At 58.3% G+C, this 16,032-nt stretch carries 16 protein-coding genes and 1 pseudogene; 13 read left to right on the forward strand and 4 right to left on the reverse strand.

The features are described 5' to 3' along the window. Nucleotides 1-11 precede the first annotated feature (11 nt). Both mnmE and PSCI_RS08665 read left to right on the forward strand, forming a co-directional pair. On the forward strand, nucleotides 12-1,382 hold the full coding sequence (gene mnmE / locus PSCI_RS08660; RefSeq protein ID WP_045485324.1) for a tRNA uridine-5-carboxymethylaminomethyl(34) synthesis GTPase MnmE: 1,371 nt from the start codon (nucleotides 12-14) through the stop codon (nucleotides 1,380-1,382). A gap of 15 nt (nucleotides 1,383-1,397) precedes the next feature. Then, nucleotides 1,398-2,834 carry a Fic family protein gene (locus PSCI_RS08665; protein WP_045485325.1) on the forward strand — a complete coding sequence of 479 codons (1,437 nt, stop codon included), beginning with the start codon at nucleotides 1,398-1,400 and terminating at the stop codon, nucleotides 2,832-2,834. A gap of 135 nt (nucleotides 2,835-2,969) precedes the next feature. On the opposite strand, the gene PSCI_RS08670 is transcribed toward PSCI_RS08665, so the two are convergent. Beyond that, on the reverse strand, nucleotides 2,970-3,602 hold the full coding sequence (locus PSCI_RS08670; RefSeq protein WP_197540945.1) for an RBBP9/YdeN family alpha/beta hydrolase: 633 nt from the start codon (nucleotides 3,600-3,602) through the stop codon (nucleotides 2,970-2,972). 126 nt (nucleotides 3,603-3,728) lie between these two features. Here PSCI_RS08670 and PSCI_RS28510 point away from each other — a divergent pair. Both PSCI_RS28510 and PSCI_RS30125 read left to right on the forward strand, forming a co-directional pair. After that, nucleotides 3,729-4,120 (forward strand): annotated as a pseudogene (locus tag PSCI_RS28510) (LysR family transcriptional regulator); the annotation flags it as partial. A gap of 13 nt (nucleotides 4,121-4,133) precedes the next feature. Continuing rightward, complete coding sequence (locus PSCI_RS30125; protein WP_373568445.1) at nucleotides 4,134-4,289, forward strand: hypothetical protein; 156 nt, start codon at nucleotides 4,134-4,136, stop codon at nucleotides 4,287-4,289. Nucleotides 4,290-4,302: 13 nt separating this feature from the next. On the opposite strand, the gene PSCI_RS08680 is transcribed toward PSCI_RS30125, so the two are convergent. The 3 genes from PSCI_RS08680 to PSCI_RS08690 all read right to left on the reverse strand — a co-directional run bounded on the left by PSCI_RS08680 (nucleotide 4,303) and on the right by PSCI_RS08690 (nucleotide 8,291). Next, nucleotides 4,303-6,750, reverse strand: a complete 2,448-nt coding sequence (locus PSCI_RS08680) for a TonB-dependent siderophore receptor (RefSeq protein ID WP_045485327.1) — start codon at nucleotides 6,748-6,750, stop codon at nucleotides 4,303-4,305. Nucleotides 6,751-6,846: 96 nt separating this feature from the next. Next, a complete protein-coding gene (locus PSCI_RS08685; protein ID WP_045485329.1) occupies nucleotides 6,847-7,785 on the reverse strand; it encodes a FecR domain-containing protein in 939 nt (312 codons plus the stop codon). Next, nucleotides 7,785-8,291: a sigma-70 family RNA polymerase sigma factor gene (locus PSCI_RS08690; RefSeq protein WP_045485331.1), complete on the reverse strand. Its 507-nt coding sequence runs from the start codon at nucleotides 8,289-8,291 to the stop codon at nucleotides 7,785-7,787. The genes PSCI_RS08685 and PSCI_RS08690 overlap by 1 nt, the downstream gene beginning before the upstream one ends. Nucleotides 8,292-8,845: 554 nt before the next feature. Between PSCI_RS08690 and mnmG the strand changes: the two genes are divergently transcribed. The 9 genes from mnmG to PSCI_RS08735 all read left to right on the forward strand — a co-directional run bounded on the left by mnmG (nucleotide 8,846) and on the right by PSCI_RS08735 (nucleotide 16,015). Continuing rightward, on the forward strand, nucleotides 8,846-10,738 hold the full coding sequence (gene mnmG, locus PSCI_RS08695; protein ID WP_045494052.1) for a tRNA uridine-5-carboxymethylaminomethyl(34) synthesis enzyme MnmG: 1,893 nt from the start codon (nucleotides 8,846-8,848) through the stop codon (nucleotides 10,736-10,738). Then, nucleotides 10,735-11,394 (forward strand): 16S rRNA (guanine(527)-N(7))-methyltransferase RsmG, encoded by a 660-nt coding sequence (rsmG, locus tag PSCI_RS08700; protein WP_045485332.1) that lies wholly within the window; start codon nucleotides 10,735-10,737, stop codon nucleotides 11,392-11,394. Before mnmG ends, rsmG begins: the two co-directional genes overlap by 4 nt. Before the next feature lie 18 nt (nucleotides 11,395-11,412). Further along, nucleotides 11,413-12,204, forward strand: a complete 792-nt coding sequence (locus PSCI_RS08705; RefSeq protein ID WP_045485333.1) for a ParA family protein — start codon at nucleotides 11,413-11,415, stop codon at nucleotides 12,202-12,204. A 7-nt stretch (nucleotides 12,205-12,211) separates the two neighbouring features. Then, a complete protein-coding gene (locus PSCI_RS08710) occupies nucleotides 12,212-13,093 on the forward strand; it encodes a ParB/RepB/Spo0J family partition protein (protein ID WP_045485334.1) in 882 nt (293 codons plus the stop codon). A 146-nt stretch (nucleotides 13,094-13,239) separates the two neighbouring features. Further along, a complete protein-coding gene (locus PSCI_RS08715; protein ID WP_045485335.1) occupies nucleotides 13,240-13,647 on the forward strand; it encodes a F0F1 ATP synthase subunit I in 408 nt (135 codons plus the stop codon). Between the two features lie 16 nt (nucleotides 13,648-13,663). Beyond that, nucleotides 13,664-14,533 (forward strand): F0F1 ATP synthase subunit A, encoded by an 870-nt coding sequence (gene atpB / locus PSCI_RS08720; RefSeq protein WP_045485336.1) that lies wholly within the window; start codon nucleotides 13,664-13,666, stop codon nucleotides 14,531-14,533. A 147-nt stretch (nucleotides 14,534-14,680) separates the two neighbouring features. Further along, nucleotides 14,681-14,938, forward strand: a complete 258-nt coding sequence (atpE, locus tag PSCI_RS08725) for a F0F1 ATP synthase subunit C (RefSeq protein ID WP_002555987.1) — start codon at nucleotides 14,681-14,683, stop codon at nucleotides 14,936-14,938. Nucleotides 14,939-14,995: 57 nt separating this feature from the next. Further along, nucleotides 14,996-15,466, forward strand: a complete 471-nt coding sequence (locus PSCI_RS08730; protein ID WP_045485338.1) for a F0F1 ATP synthase subunit B — start codon at nucleotides 14,996-14,998, stop codon at nucleotides 15,464-15,466. Nucleotides 15,467-15,478: 12 nt separating this feature from the next. Then, nucleotides 15,479-16,015, forward strand: a complete 537-nt coding sequence (locus PSCI_RS08735) for a F0F1 ATP synthase subunit delta (RefSeq protein ID WP_045485340.1) — start codon at nucleotides 15,479-15,481, stop codon at nucleotides 16,013-16,015. Nucleotides 16,016-16,032 lie beyond the last annotated feature (17 nt).

A 16,032-nucleotide genomic window follows, 5' to 3' on the forward strand; every position in this document is an offset into this window, starting at 1 on the left:
CAGGAGTCCGCATGAACGCCCCCCGTGAAACCATCGCTGCTATCGCCACCGCGCAAGGACGGGGAGGCGTCGGCATTGTGCGGATTTCCGGCCCGTTGGCGGCCAAGGCCGCGCAAGCCATCACCGGCCGCGAACTCAAACCGCGCTACGCCCACTACGGGCCTTTTGCCGATGAACAAGGCCAGGTGCTCGACGAGGGCATCGCCCTGTACTTCCCGGGGCCCAACTCGTTCACCGGCGAAGATGTTCTGGAACTTCAAGGGCATGGCGGCCCGGTGGTGCTGGATATGCTGCTGCAACGCTGCGTGCAACTGGGCTGCCGTCTGGCCCGCCCCGGTGAATTCAGCGAGCGGGCTTTTCTCAATGACAAACTCGACCTGGCCCAGGCCGAGGCGATCGCTGACCTGATCGAAGCCAGCTCGACCCAGGCGGCACGCAACGCATTGCGCTCACTGCAAGGCGCCTTTTCCCAACGTGTGGATAACCTGACTGAGTTGCTGATTGGCCTGCGTATGTACGTCGAGGCCGCGATCGACTTCCCGGAAGAGGAAATCGACTTCTTGGCTGACGGCGTGGTGCTGGGCAAGCTTGATGCAGTACTTGCGATGTTATCCACAGTCCTGCATGAGGCCGGGCAGGGCGCCTTGCTGCGTGACGGCATGACCGTGGTCATCGCCGGTCGCCCCAACGCCGGCAAGTCCAGCCTGCTCAACGCATTGGCCGGTCGAGAAGCGGCCATCGTCACCGACATCGCCGGCACCACCCGCGATGTGCTGCGTGAACATATCCACATCGACGGCATGCCGCTGCACGTGGTCGACACCGCCGGGTTGCGCGATACCGAGGATCAGGTCGAACTGATTGGCGTCCAGCGCGCCCTCAAGGCCATTGGTGAAGCGGATCGCATCCTGCTGGTCGTCGATGCCACGGCGCCGGAAGCCACCGATCCGTTTTCTCTGTGGCCGGAGTTTCTAGAACAGCGCCCAGATCCGGCCAAGGTCACCCTGATTCGCAACAAGGCCGATCTCAGTGGCGACCTGATCGGCCTGCAAACCAGTGACGACGGGCATGTCACTATCAGCCTGAGCGCCAAATCGGCCGGCGAAGGCCTGGATCTGCTGCGCGAACACCTCAAGGCCTGCATGGGTTATCAACAGACCTCAGAAAGCAGCTTCAGCGCCCGCCGCCGCCACATTGATGCATTGAATCGCGCCAGTCGCCTGCTCGAACACGGCCACGCACAGCTGACCCTGGCCGGTGCCGGCGAACTGCTCGCAGAGGACCTGCGCCAGGCTCAGCAGGCACTCGGCGAGATCACCGGCGCGTTCAGTCCGGATGAATTGCTGGGCAGGATCTTTTCCAGTTTCTGTATTGGTAAGTGAGTAGAGAGCCGGCCAATGAACGAAGCCCAATTACTGTCACGACTGGCCTGTGGTGAAGACAGCCGCCATCAGTTCAAGCGCGACGCGAGCAACGTAGACAGTATGGCCGCTGAGCTGGCAGCGTTCGCCAACAGTGGCGGTGGCACGTTGTTCATGGGCGTCAATGATGATGGCTCACTGGCCGGCCTGGATGGTTCAGCGGTGCGCCGCTTGAATCAGTTGCTGGGCAACGCCGCTTCTCAGCACGTGCGCCCACCGATCCATCCTTTGACCGAGAACGTTCTGACGGCCCAGGGCTTGGTAATTGTGGTGACGGTGCCCGATGGCCTTGCCAAACCTTATGTGGATAACCAGGGGCGCATCTGGGTCAAGCAGGGTTCGGACAAACGCCATGTAACGGCACGAGAAGAAATGCAGCGCATGTTCCAGCGCGCCGGGTTGGTGTATGCCGATGTAGTGCCTGTAACGAACACATCCGCTGTAGATATTGATGAAAAGGCCTTTCAGGCCTATTTCAATCGGCGTTATGGCCAGCAACAAGAGTGGATTGGCCTGCCGCTGGAGCAGTTGCTGCAGAATATCGGGCTCGGCGATGGCCAAGAGTTGAATCTCGCCGGGCTGATGCTGTTCGGGCGTTATCCACAACGTTGGCGCCCTGCGTTCGGCATCAAGGCCGTAGCCTTTCCAGGCACCCAACTGGCCGACACACGGTATCTGGACAGCGAAGATATTGGCGGCACGCTCGCCGAACAGTTCCGGGACTGCTTTGCATTCATCCGCCGCAACCTGCACCACGTACAACGCGGCCGTGGCTTCAATACCCTAGGTGAACTGGAGATTCCTGAAGCTGCTCTGGAAGAACTGTTGGTCAACGCCTTGATCCATCGTGATTACTTCACCAGTGCCTCGATCCGGCTGATGATCTTCACTGATCGCATCGAGATCGCCAGCCCTGGGCATTTACCCGACAGCCTCGACGTCACAGCCATCCTTCAGGGGCGGACCAATCGTCGTAATCCAACCCTGACAGAACATGCAGCGCATCTGCTGCCTTATCGCGGCATGGGCAGCGGCATTGCACGAGCACTGCAACAATGGCCGCGCATCGACTTGCTCGACGACCCGCGCGGCAATCAGTTCAGTGCCGTTATCTGGCGTCCTGAAGCCGAGTGGCAAGGGGCTACCCCCCAAGTCACCCCCCAAGTCACCCCCCAAGTCACCCCCCAAGTCACGGACGAAGTTCAACGTCTGCTCGGTGTGCTTCAAGGTGAACTGACCCGCGCTGAAATTCAGACAGCTCTGGGCCTGAAAGACAGAAAGCATGTGCACAACGCCTATCTGCGTCCGGCACTGGAGGCGGGTCTGGTGGCCATGACCTTACCAAACAAGCCGCTCAGCAGACTGCAACGCTACTACCTGACCGAGTTGGGCAAGAGCGCGCTACAGCGTTAAGAAGTTATCCACAAGTCATGTCAAACACCGGCTTATGGGAATGGATTTTATCCTCGCTGTGGCTATTCGCGGCTGAAGCCGCTCCTACGGTGGGGGCTGCAGCCGCGAGCTTTCTCGTACCCTACAAACACCCGCTCATTGCTGACGCATCAGCCGCTCAAGCTCATTGAGCAATGCCGGAAACTCACTGTAGCCATCGTCCTTGAGAAAATGCCCACCTTCCGGCAGAAGAACAAACTGCGCGTCAAGCTGCCGGGCCAGTCGCTGGCTGAAGGGCGCGGGCACCACGACATCGTTCGCGGCTGCGATCACCATCCGCGTGTGGGTAACTCTGATGATCTTCGCGTAGTCCAGATCTGGACGCAGGAACGGGTCCAGTTCGGGGATATTCGACAAATGTTCATTGAAGCCAGAGACCAGCACGATGCCGCCAATTGTGGATAAGTCCTGGCGGTCAGCCAGATAGCGCAGCACCGCGATACTTCCCAGGCTATGGGTCACGAACCAGGTATTGCGGTCGGCGTGGATAACTTGCTGTTGCAGGGTCTGCTGCCATTGGTCGGGCCGGGGAGCAGCGGAGTTCGGCATATCGAGCACCGACACCTTCACGCCCTGACTTTGCAAACGCTGCTTGAGCCAGGCAAACCAATGGCTGTCAGGCGATGCGCCATAGCCGTGGACGATGTAGACCTGCTTGTCTTGCGTCGGGGTCTCGGCAAAAACCGGCATGGCCAGCAACAAAGCCAACAAGGCAGTAATGATCCGCATGATTGGCACCTCGTGTGGATAACTTGAATGCTATTGACCACCGAGATTGAAAAATCGCCAATTGCAGAAAAATATCGCTACATTCCTGATCTTTAAGGACCATAGATCCTGAATCGAGGATGCTGAATGAACAGCCTGAACGGCTTTGGCGTGTTTGTGCAGGTGGCCGAAACCCGCAGTTTCGTCGCTGCGGGCCGTGTGCTGGGTTTTCCGCTTCTGCGGTGGGCAAGAGTGTGGCCCGGCTTGTGGAAAAACTCGGCGTACGGCTGTTTCATCGCAGTACCCGCGGTATTGCCCTGAACGCAGAAGGGGCGATGCTGCTGGAGCTAAGCCAGACGACTGCATAGCCTCAAGGCCGCCTGCGAATCAGCCTGCCGATGCTGGGAACGAGGTTCTTATCCACATTGAGCGATTTCGTGGCCTGTTATCCACAGATCGAACTGGATCTGGATTTCAGCGACCGGATCGTCGATGTCATTGAAGAAGGCTGTGATGCGGTGATCCGTACCGGTACGCCTGCAGGATTTTGCCGTGCAACAACCATTGGCCGACGGTCGGCTGTGCAGGGTGCCGCCCGATTACCTGCAGCAGACCCGCACCTTTCATATCCTGTGGCCGGCCAGCCGGCATTTGTCCCCTAAGGTGGGTGCCCTGGTGGACTTTCTTTGCGCCCGGCTGGCGGCCTGACAGTTATCCACAGTTACCAGTTATAAGACACCGTACCGAGCAATGTGCGGCTGTCGCCCCAGTAGCAACGACCCGCATCGTTACAGCCCGAGACGTACTCTTTGTCGAACAGGTTGCGGGCATTCAGATCCAGCGACCAATGGCGGTCGATCTGGTAGCCGATGGCGGCATCGACCAGGGTGACTTCACCGGCGTTCAGGCGGCCATACAGTGCGGGCTGGGTATAAGCGAAGGTGCTGTCAAAGTAGCGCACGCCACCACCCACCGACACACCGCGCAATGAGCCTTCGAGAAAGCGGTATTTGGCCCACGCCGAGGCCTGGTTACGAGGTACACCGGTCATCTGATGGCCTTCGATCAACGAACCTGGCGCGTCTTTGGTGACGCGCGCATCGGTGTAGGTGTACGAGGCGGTGAGATTCAGGTTGCGGCTGATATCACTGTTGATTTCCAGCTCCACGCCTTTGGAGCGGCTTTCGCCCACCTGCCGGTAAGTCGAGGTGCTTGCATCCAGGCAAGTATCGTCTTCTTTGCGCAGGTCGAACACCGATGCGGTCATGGCCGTGTTCCAGCCAACCGGCTCGTACTTTATCCCCAGCTCGACTTGGGAACTGGTGATCGGGTCCAGCGGTGCACCGCCATTGGAGATTTGCTGAACCGGCACGAACGCTGTGGAATAACTCGCATAAGGGGTCAGACCGTTGTCGAAACGGTACATCAGCCCGCCCTGCCAGGTGAACTTGCGGTCATCGCCGTTGACCCCGCCAGCCGGAGCCAGTTTGTTGCGAAAGTCGCTTTCAACCCAGTCCTGACGGCCGCCCAGCAGAAAGATCCAGTTGTCCCAGGTACTCTGCAGCTGGGTGTAAACGCCCTGCATCTGCTGGGTGAGCAGGGTGTTCTGCACGGCTATGGAGGTTACCGGGTCACGGGCGTAGACCGGGTTGAAGATATTGATCTGCCCGGCGGCACCGGCATTCCAGTCCTGATTGAACGAGGTCCGATCGTAGCTGGCGCCGACCAGCAGCGTATGGTCCACGGGACCGGTGCTGAATTTGCCCTCAAGCTGGTTATCCAGCGAGTAGACCATGGACTTGTTGAAGCGCTCGTAGGCGGTAACGTTGAGCTGGGTGCCGTAGCCGCCGTTGTTCAGGCTGCCTGGCCAGGTTTCATGACGCGTGATGCGCGACTGCAGGTAGCGTGAATTCTGGCGGAACTGCCAGTCATCGTTGAAGCTGTGGATAAATTCGTAACCCAGACTCCAGGTTTCCCGCTCGAAGGTGTTCCAGCCTGGTACGCCCAGCATGGTGTCCTTGTCGAGCTTGCCGTTGGGGTTGCGCAGCAGGGTGCCAGCCGCCGGCAGCCCCAACTCCATGTTGGTATGGTCCTTCTGATAGTGGCTGAGCAGCGTCAGATGCGTCGCGTCGTCAATATTCAGGGTCAGGGAGGGGGCGATGTAGATACGATCATCCGGCACATGGTCGGTCTGGGTATCAGCCTTGCGCCCCAGCATCACCACGCGGCCCTGCACATTGCCGGCCTCGTTCAACGGCCCGGAGATATCCACAGCCAACTGGCGGCGGTTGTTGGAGCCGTAGCTGAGCTGTACTTCACCCTGTGGGGTGGCGGTCGGGCGTTTGCTGACCAGGTTGACCAGCCCGCCGGGGGCGTTTTCGCCATACAGGATCGAGGATGGCCCGCGGAAGATTTCCACACGCTCCAGCCCATAGGTATCGGTGGTGGTGTCATAACGATTGCCCTGCACCCGCAAGCCATCGCGTAACAGCCCATAGCCGTAGTCGGTGGCATTGAAGCCACGAATGAAGAACAGATCACCGGCCAGGCTGTCGCCGGCGGCGAAGGGCGGGGCGAAAATGCCTGGCACATAGCCCAGTACTTCCGTGAGGGTCTGGGCTTTCTGGTCTTTGATGCGTTGCTGGGTGACCACCGACACCGAGCGCGGCGTTTCGCTCAACGGCGTACTGGTCTTGGTCCCGGCGCGACTGTTCTGTGCCTTGTAGCCGGTATCGCTGGCGCTGTCCTGTGCATAACTGCTCAGCCCGGTGCCATGCACGTCAGTGTCGGCCAACACCACAGAGCCACCGGTCGGGATGGCTTGCAGCACATAGCTGCCCGGCGCCTGAGCAACGGCCTGCAAGCCGGTACCTTGCAGCAACAGGGCAAACCCTTGCTCGATCGAATACTGACCTTGCAGTCCCTGGGTACGGCGGTTACCGGTTTGTGTCGGCGAGAACGACAGAATCACATTGGCCTGGGAGGCAAACTGGCTCAGCGCGTTATCCACAGGCCCGGCGGCCACTGCAAAGCGTTGTACGGTGCTTTCGGCCATGGCCTGACTGGCGAGCAGTGGATAAACAAACGTACCGCCCAGCAGCAGGCTGTAGGTGAAGCAGTGGCGACCCAAGTACTGACGACCATAAAACGGTATCGAAGCGAAGCGCATGCGTATGACCCTGAGAGTGACGATAGTCCGCGGTGACCGCGATTAATGGAAGGGCCGGGCCAGAATCGAAAAAGATCACCTGCTGCAGAAATTTTTTCAGGTGGTGTGGCGCACCGTGATCAAGTAGCGGGTGAAGTAGCGCACTTCTATAGGCAAAGTCGCTTGCAGATTGGCCAGCACGGCATCAATGGCATCCAGACGCAGGGTGCCGGAAACCCTCAGCAGCGCCGCACGCTCGTCGCAGCGCAGCAGGCCTTGGCGATAACGTCCAAGCTCGGCCAGCACATCGCCCAAGCGGGCGTTGAGCACCACCAGTTGTTTATCGACCCAGGCCACATCCGAGGCGCGGTAGATATCCACAGCACGGCAGGCATGGCGGTCAAAGTCAGTGCTTTCACCAGCCTTGAGCATCAGCGGTTTATCCACAGTGGCATCAGGATGAATGCTGACCTGATCCTGCAGAACACCAACATGGGTCAACCCTGACAGCTGACGTACGGTAAACCGGGTCCCCAAGGCCTGCACATGGCCCTGGGCAGTGCGTACCCGCAGCGGTCGCGGATCGCCACGTTTGCTGGTCTGCAGCAGAATTTCGCCGCTGCGCAGATGAATCAAACGTTGCTGTTGATCGAAATACACGTCGATGGCGGTATCGGTATTGAGATAGATCTGACTGCCATCGGCCAGTTCGATACGTCGCTGCTCACCCGTTGCAGTACGGTAATCGGCCCAATAGTCCAGATGCTGACGGGTATTCCAGCCCAGATAACCGGTGGCCGAGGCCAGCAGTACCAGCTTCAACACCTGACGGCGCTGACGGGTTGTGGATAACGCCCGACGGGTCATGTCACCGGGGATAACCCCCAGGCTGTGCTGCAATTGTTCGATCTGATTCCAGGCCATCCGATGGGCAGGATCACTGGCCAGCCAGCACTGCCAGGCCAGGGTCTGCTCTGCCGTGGCCGGTTGCGACTGGAACTGCACATACCAGGTCGCCGCTGCTTCCAGAGTCTTGCGATCCATGCCCTTGGCCATCACAGCTCAGCCATGACCAGCGAACACTCGGTAAGCGCCCGGACCATGTGTTTCTTGATCGAGGTCAGCGACAATCCCAACTGATCGGCGGCTTGTTGATAAGTCAGCCCGTCGACCTGGGTCAGCATGAAAATCTTCTGGGTCCGAGCGCCCAGGCTGGCCAGCGCCTTATCCACTGCCATCAGTGTTTCGATAATCAACGCTTTCTCTTCTTCGCTGACCACCAGCACCTCAGGCATTGCCGCCATGCTGTCCAGCCACGCCTGTTCAATGGCCCGACGCCGGTAGCGGTCGATCACCAGGCCTCTGGCAATCGTCGCCAGATAGTCACGAGACTCACGAATCTGCCCCGCATTGCGTGCAGCCAAGACCCGCACAAAAGTGTCATGGGCCAGGTCGGCGGCATCGCTGGTGCTGGAAAGCCTGCCTTTGAGCCAGCCATACAGCCACGAGTGATGCTGTTCGTAGATCAATCGGACGGCAGCCATGTGGATGGAAGAGGACATAAGCGGGCATCAGCAAGAGGGTTAATGATAATGGCTATTATTAGCCTCTGAAGGGCAGTGGAACAATAGCCGATAATGCAGGTTTATCCCCAATGCGCTTATGCACAGCCACCCAATGGCCCACTCCGTCCTGCCCGTGAGAAAAACTCAATCTGTTATCCAGAGGCCAAAATAAGCCCTGTGAATAAGTCGGCCTTAGCCCGGTTGATAAGCCTGCTCGAAACCTGAAGAAAACTGCCCCTGTGGAAAAGAAGCACTTTAATCCACAGGATCAAACAGGTTATCCAAGCCCCTCAAGGCCACATGGTCACAGACTTCAAAACCTCTGTACAGTACGGATTACAATGCCTACAGAGCTTTATCCACAGAAATGGCGGTGCATAACATAAGCATTAAAAACAAGGTTTTATAAACTTTCTTTCTTTTTATTTTTTTAATCTCATGTCTCGTCAGCACAGCTGGTCATTTTTTGGTCACCGGGTTTCATAGAAGGGCGGGAAGTCTCTATACTTGTCAGTTCCCTATTTCTCATCACAACAGGCACGAGGTGCGTGGTGGATTTCCCTTCCCGTTTTGAAGTGATCGTCATCGGTGGCGGTCATGCCGGTACCGAAGCGGCACTGGCTGCGGCACGCATGGGCGTCAAGACCCTCCTGTTGACGCACAACGTCGACACCCTTGGTCATATGAGCTGTAACCCCGCCATTGGCGGTATAGGTAAAAGCCATCTGGTTAAGGAAATCGATGCACTCGGCGGTGCGATGGCAACGGCCACCGACCTGGCCGGTATTCAGTTTCGTGTGCTTAACAGCCGCAAAGGCCCGGCCGTACGTGCCACAAGGGCTCAGGCTGACCGCGCCTTGTACAAGGCAGTGATCCGCGAAACCCTCGAAAATCAGCCCAATCTGTGGGTATTCCAGCAATCGGCGGATGACCTGATTGTTGAACAGGATCAGGTGCGCGGCGTTGTCACTCAGATGGGGCTGCGGTTCATGGCCGACTCTGTCGTGTTGACCACCGGGACCTTCCTGAGCGGCCTGATCCACATTGGCATGCAGAATTATTCCGGCGGCCGGGCAGGTGATCCGCCGTCGATTGCCCTGGCTCACCGCCTGCGTGAATTGCCGTTGCGCGTTGGTCGCCTGAAAACCGGTACGCCGCCACGAATCGATGGCCGTTCGGTCGATTTCTCGGTAATGAGCGAGCAACCGGGCGATACGCCGATCCCGGTGATGTCGTTTCTTGGCAACAAGGAGCAGCATCCACGTCAGGTCAGTTGCTGGATTACCCACACCAACGCCCGGACCCACGAGATCATTGCCGCCAACCTGGATCGCTCGCCGATGTATTCGGGCATGATCGAAGGGATCGGTCCGCGCTACTGCCCATCGATCGAAGACAAGATTCACCGGTTCGCCGACAAGGACAGCCATCAGGTGTTCATCGAGCCCGAAGGACTGACCACCCATGAGCTGTATCCGAACGGTATTTCCACTTCGCTGCCGTTCGATGTGCAGTTGCAGGTGGTGCGCTCGATTCGTGGCATGGAAAACGCACACATCGTGCGTCCTGGCTATGCCATCGAATACGACTACTTCGATCCGCGCGACCTGAAATACAGCCTGGAAACCAAAGTCATCGGCGGGTTGTTCTTCGCCGGGCAGATCAACGGCACCACCGGTTACGAAGAGGCCGGTGCGCAAGGGCTGCTTGCCGGAACCAACGCCGCATTGCGCGCCCAGGGCAAACCAAGCTGGTGCCCGCGCCGCGATGAAGCGTACATCGGTGTACTGGTCGATGACCTGATTACCCTAGGAACCCAGGAACCGTACCGGATGTTCACCTCCCGGGCCGAGTACCGCCTGATTCTGCGCGAAGACAACGCCGATCTGCGCCTGACCGAAAAAGGCCGTGAACTGGGCCTGATCGACGACAGCCGCTGGGCCGCCTTCTGCGCCAAGCGCGAAAGCATCGAACGCGAAGAGCAACGGCTGAAAACCACCTGGGTTCGTCCGGGCACCGAGCAAGGGGATGCCATTGCTGAACGATTCGGCACACCGTTGTCTCACGAATACAATCTGCTCAGCCTGCTGACCCGTCCGGAAATCGACTACGCCAGCCTGGTAGAACTGACCGGCGCCGGTTGTAACGATCCACAGGCTGCCGAACAGGTCGAGATCCAGACCAAGTACGCCGGTTATATCGAGCGTCAGCAGGAAGAAATCGCTCGTCTGCGGGCCAGCGAAGATACCCGTCTGCCGCACGACATTGACTATTCGAACATTTCCGGGCTGTCCAAAGAGATTCAATCCAAGCTGGGGATAACTCGTCCCGAGACGCTTGGGCAGGCATCGCGTATTCCCGGCGTCACACCGGCGGCGATTTCGCTGTTGATGATTCACCTGAAAAAACGCGGTGCAGGCCGCGAGTTGGAGCAAAGCGCTTGAGTGCCATGGTGACACCGCAACATGCCGAGGAATTATCCACAGGCGCCCGGCAATTGGGCATTGAGCTCAGTGAAACCCAGCACAGCCAGCTGCTGGCGTACCTGGCCCTGTTGATCAAATGGAACAAGGCCTACAATCTCACCGCGGTGCGCAACCCGGACGAGATGGTTTCCCGGCATCTACTCGACAGCCTCAGCGTACTGCCCTTTGTTGACTCAACGTCGATCAACGCCGAACGCTGGCTGGATGTGGGCAGCGGTGGTGGCATGCCCGGCATCCCGCTGGCGATCATGTTTCCCGATACCCGCGTTGCGCTGCTGGACAGCAATGGCAAGAAAAGCCGCTTCCAGACCCAGGTAAAACTTGAATTGAAACTGGATAACCTTGAGGTTATCCACAGCCGTGCCGAAAGCTATCAGCCTGCCGAGCCGTTCACCGGTATCATTTCCCGGGCGTTCAGCAGTCTTGAAGATTTCACCGGCTGGACCCGTCACATGGGTGACACGGATACACGCTGGCTGGCAATGAAAGGGCTGCATCCGACCGATGAGCTGGTAGCATTGCCAGCAGATTTTCGCCTCGATAGCGCACAGGCCCTGGCCGTTCCAGGTTGCCAAGGCCAACGCCATCTGCTGATACTGCGCCGCACGGCATGATTGGGAACACAAGCAAGAATGGCTAAGGTATTCGCGATTGCGAACCAGAAAGGTGGTGTGGGTAAAACCACCACCTGCATCAACCTCGCAGCGTCGCTGGTCGCCACCAAGCGTCGGGTGCTGTTGATCGACCTCGATCCACAGGGCAACGCCACCATGGGTAGCGGTGTGGATAAACACAACCTGGAAAACTCGGTGTACGACCTGCTGATCGGTGAATGCGATCTGTCGGCGGCCATGCAGTTCTCCGAACACGGTGGTTATCAACTGCTGCCGGCCAACCGTGACCTGACGGCGGCCGAAGTGGTACTGCTGGAAATGCAGATGAAGGAGAGCCGTCTGCGCAATGCGCTGGCGCCGATCCGTGAAAGCTACGATTACATTCTCATCGACTGCCCGCCGTCGCTGTCGATGCTGACCCTCAATGCCCTGGTTGCAGCCGACGGGGTAATTATCCCCATGCAGTGCGAATACTTCGCGCTCGAAGGGTTGAGTGACCTTGTGGATAACATCAAGCGTATTGGTGAGCTGCTCAATCCGCAGCTGAAGATCGAGGGGTTGTTGCGCACCATGTATGACCCGCGCCTGAGCCTGAGCAACGATGTTTCCGCACAGCTCAAGGAACACTTTGGCGATCAGCTCTACGACACGGTGATTCCACGCAACATCCGCCTGGCCGAGGCACCGAGTTTCGGCATGCCGGTGCTCACCTACGACAAGTCATCGCGTGGTGCCCTGGCTTACCTGGCCCTGGCCGGTGAACTGGTCCGTCGTCAACGTCGCAGTGCAAAAGCTGCCAAACCAGCCTGAGGAAACCATGGCCGTCAAGAAAAGAGGTCTCGGACGCGGGCTGGATGCACTGTTGAGCAGCCCGAGCGTGCCCAGTGTCACTGTGCTGGAGCAACAGGCCAGCAAACTCGACCAGAACGAGCTGCAACATGTGCCGCTGGACAAGATCCAGCGTGGCAAATACCAGCCACGTCGCGACATGGACCCGCAGGCGCTCGAAGAGCTGGCGCAGTCGATCCGCAACCAAGGGGTCATGCAACCGATCGTGATTCGTCCGATCGGTAACGATCGTTTCGAGATCATTGCCGGTGAGCGCCGCTGGCGTGCCAGCCAGCAGGCCGGGGTCGAAACCATTCCGGCCATGGTCCGTGACGTCCCTGACGAAGCGGCCATTGCCATGGCGCTGATCGAGAACATCCAGCGCGAAGACCTCAACCCGGTCGAAGAAGCCATTGCCCTGCAGCGGCTGCAGCAGGAATTCCAGCTCACTCAGCAGCAAGTGGCCGATGCGGTCGGCAAGTCGCGGGTCAGTGTGGCCAATCTGTTACGCCTGATTACCTTGCCTGAGGTGATCAAGACCATGCTCTCGCATGGTGATCTGGAAATGGGGCATGCCCGTGCATTGCTCGGTTTGCCTGATGATCGTCAGGTTGAAGGGGCGCGACACGTTGTCGCACGCGGGCTCACTGTGCGCCAGACCGAAGCACTGGTCAGGCAGTGGCTGAGTGATAAACCTGAACCTGTCGAGCCCCCCAAGGCCGACCCCGACATCAGCCGGCTGGAGCAGCGCTTGGCAGAGCGGCTGGGCTCTGCGGTGCAGATTCGCCACGGGCAGAAGGGCAAGGGGCAACTGGTGATCCGCTACAACTCCCTCGATGAGCTGCAAGGCGTTCTTGCTCACATCCGCTGAAACAATTGACCTGTAACGTGTAGTCGGAAATCGACTCCTTGGAGTTGAACGGGGGCTGAACCGCCCCTATACTCTGCGCGCATTTTGTCGGCACAAATTATGCCAAGTTAACGATGATGGCGACCGCCGACCGAGGAGCTGTAGCGATGGAATCACGCAAGCCAGACCGCCTGCCGTTCCACCGCCTTGCGGTTTTCCCGGTACTGATGGCGCAATTGATCGTCGTTGTACTGGCTGCCTTGGCGCTGTGGCAGTGGAATGGAGTCGTAGCCGGGTATTCGGGGCTTTGTGGGGGCCTGATAGCTTGGCTGCCCAATATGTATTTCGCTCACAAGGCGTTCCGGTTTACCGGAGCCCGAGCCGCCAAAGCCATCGTCCGGTCGTTCTACGCCGGCGAGGCGGGCAAACTGATTTTGACCGCAGTGCTGTTTGCACTGACGTTCGCAGGTGTGAAGCCTTTGGCGCCGCTGGCTGTATTCGGCGTGTTCATGTTGATCCAGGTGGTCAACTGGTTCGCTCCCCTGTTGATGAGAACAAGACTTTCCAGACCTTAGGGCGTTTGAGGCAACCATGGCAGCAGAAACCGCTTCGGGCTATATCCAGCACCACTTGCAGAACTTGACCTTCGGTCAGCTCGCTGATGGCAGCTGGGGCTTTGCCCACACCGCAGCAGAAGCAAAGGAAATGGGCTTTTGGGCCTTCCACGTCGATACCCTCGGGTTTTCGGTGCTTCTGGGCATCCTTTTCGTACTGATCTTCCGTATGGCAGCCAAGAAGGCCACTTCCGGCCAGCCTGGTGCACTGCAGAACTTTGTTGAAGTGCTGGTCGAGTTCGTCGACGGCAGCGTAAGAGACAGCTTCCACGGTCGTAGCGCCGTGATCGCGCCTCTGGCACTGACCATCTTCGCCTGGGTGTTCCTGATGAACGCCGTCGACCTGGTACCGGTAGACTGGATCCCGGTTCTGGCCGCCAAAATTGCCGGTGACGAGCACCTGTTCTTCCGTGCCGTACCTACAACCGACCCGAACGCGACCCTGGGCATGGCCCTGTCGGTGTTCGCGCTGATCATTTTCTACAGCATCAAGATCAAGGGCTTCGGCGGCTTCATCGGCGAGTTGACCCTGCACCCGTTCAGCAGCAAGAACGTTTTCGTTCAGGCGCTGCTGATTCCGGTCAACTTCCTGCTCGAGTTCGTGACCCTGATCGCCAAGCCAATCTCGCTGGCACTGCGTCTGTTCGGCAACATGTACGCCGGCGAGCTGGTCTTCATCCTCATTGCCGTGATGTTCGGCGCCGGCCTGCTGTGGCTGAGCGGTCTGGGTGTCGTTCTGCAATGGGCATGGGCGGTGTTCCACATCCTGATCATCACCCTGCAAGCGTTCATCTTCATGATGCTGACCATCGTCTATCTGTCGATGGCTCACGAAGATAACCATTAAGATCGCCTCGCGGCGTATCTGATGACCCTCGCGTCGGCTGTAATGGCCAGGATGCGAGGGTGCCCGCAAGGGCTGATGTAAATAACGATTCTGTTTCACGCTTCAATCTAAAAACTAACCAATACGACGTAAAAGTCGGGAGGAAAGATGGAAACTGTAGTTGGTCTTACCGCTATCGCTGTTGCTCTGCTGATCGGCCTGGGCGCTCTGGGTACTGCTATCGGCTTCGGCCTGCTGGGCGGCAAATTCCTGGAAGGCGCTGCTCGCCAGCCAGAAATGGTGCCAATGCTGCAAGTTAAAATGTTCATCGTTGCCGGTCTGCTCGACGCCGTGACCATGATCGGTGTTGGTATCGCTCTGTTCTTCACCTTCGCGAACCCCTTCGTTGGTCAACTCGCTGGCTAATCACTCGACTTGTCGAGTTGATGGGTGGGATGGAAAACGTAACAGCGAGGTGTTGGCGTGAACATTAATGCAACCTTGATTGGCCAGAGCATTGCGTTCGCGATCTTTGTACTGTTTTGCATGAAGTATGTGTGGCCTCCGGTCATCACTGCCTTGCGCGAACGTCAGAAGAAGATTGCGGATGGCTTGGACGCTGCCTCTCGAGCTGCTCGCGACCTGGAGCTGGCCCAAGAAAAAGCGGGTCAACAACTGCGCGAAGCCAAGGCTCAGGCAGCTGAGATCATTGAGCAGGCCAAGAAACGCGGTAACCAGATCGTCGACGAAGCCCGTGAACAGGCTCGCGTTGAAGCTGACCGCGTGAAGGCTCAGGCTCAGGCCGAGATCGAGCAAGAACTGAACAGTGTCAAAGACGCCCTGCGTGCCCAACTGGGTAGCCTGGCTGTCAATGGCGCCGAGAAGATCCTGGGCTCCACAATCGATCAAAACGCGCACGCAGAGCTGGTCAATAAACTGGCTGCTGAAATTTAAGCGAGGGCGATCATGGCAGAACTGACCACGTTGGCCCGACCTTACGCAAAGGCGGCCTTCGAGCACGCTCAGGCCCACCAGCAACTGGCCAATTGGTCAGCCATGCTCGGCCTGGCAGCTGCGGTGTCACAAGATGACACCATGCAGCGCCTGCTCAAGGCCCCGCGACTGACGAGCGCACAAAAGGCCGCCACTTTTATTGAAGTGTGCGGCGACAAGGTTGATGAAAAGGCACAGAACTTCATTAACGTCATTGCCGAGAACGACCGTCTCCCGCTGTTGCCGGAGATTGCCGCCCTGTTCGAGCTGTACAAGGCTGAACAGGAAAAATCGGTAGACGCTGAAGTCACCAGTGCTTTTGCATTGAACCAAGAACAGCAAGACAAACTCGCCACGGTTCTCAGTGCTCGGCTTGGCCGGGAAGTGCGACTGCACGTTGCGGAGGATGCCAGCCTGATTGGTGGCGTCGTAATCCGCGCCGGTGACCTGGTAATCGATGGCTCGGTTCGCGGCAAAATCGCGAAACTGGCCGAAGCACTGAAATCTTGAGTTTGAAGGGGCAGCAG

This window comes from Pseudomonas sp. StFLB209 (assembly GCF_000829415.1).
Taxonomy (GTDB): Bacteria; Pseudomonadota; Gammaproteobacteria; order Pseudomonadales; family Pseudomonadaceae; genus Aquipseudomonas.